Annotated in this window: 1 protein-coding gene; it reads left to right on the top strand. The window is 70.9% G+C overall.

The window, feature by feature from the left end; translation table 11 throughout:
* Nucleotides 1-79 precede the first annotated feature (79 nt).
* A partial coding sequence (locus tag GUY61_RS38840) for a ribose-5-phosphate isomerase (RefSeq protein ID WP_166634965.1) occupies nucleotides 80-553 on the top strand: 474 nt, incomplete at its 3' end.

The following is a 553-nucleotide window of genomic DNA, read 5'->3' as shown; positions in this document are numbered from 1 at the left end:
CCCCTGCCCCGGCCGCCCCGGCCTGCCAGGGGTCGGCCCCCGGGAAGCCCGCCCGGAGCGGCCGTGTCACACTCGGACCATGCGCGTGTACCTCGGTTCCGACCATGCCGGTTTCGAACTCAAGAACCACCTCGTCGAGTGGCTCAAGGCCGGTGGCCACGAGCCCGTCGACTGCGGCCCCCACATCTACGACGCCCAGGACGACTACCCGCCGTTCTGCCTGCGCGCCGCCGAGCGGACGGCCGCGGACCCCGACTCCCTGGGCATCGTGATCGGCGGCTCCGGCAACGGCGAGCAGATCGCCGCGAACAAGGTCAAGGGCGTGCGGGCGGCACTGGCCTGGAGCGAGCAGACGGCCGCGCTCGGACGTGAGCACAACAACGCCAACGTGATCTCCATCGGCGGCCGGATGCACACGGTCGACGAGGCCACCAAGTTCGTCGAGATCTTCCTGAACACGCCGTACTCCGGCGAGGAGCGCCACACCCGCCGCATCGAGATGCTGTCGGCGTACGAGACCGACGGCACCCTCCCTCCGATCCCGGCCCACCAC

Source organism: Streptomyces sp. GC420 (genome assembly GCF_009916105.1).
Classification (GTDB): Bacteria; Actinomycetota; Actinomycetes; order Streptomycetales; family Streptomycetaceae; genus Streptomyces.
Note: the sequence above shows the minus strand (reverse complement) of the source record. Positions and strands in the feature narration are given on the sequence as shown.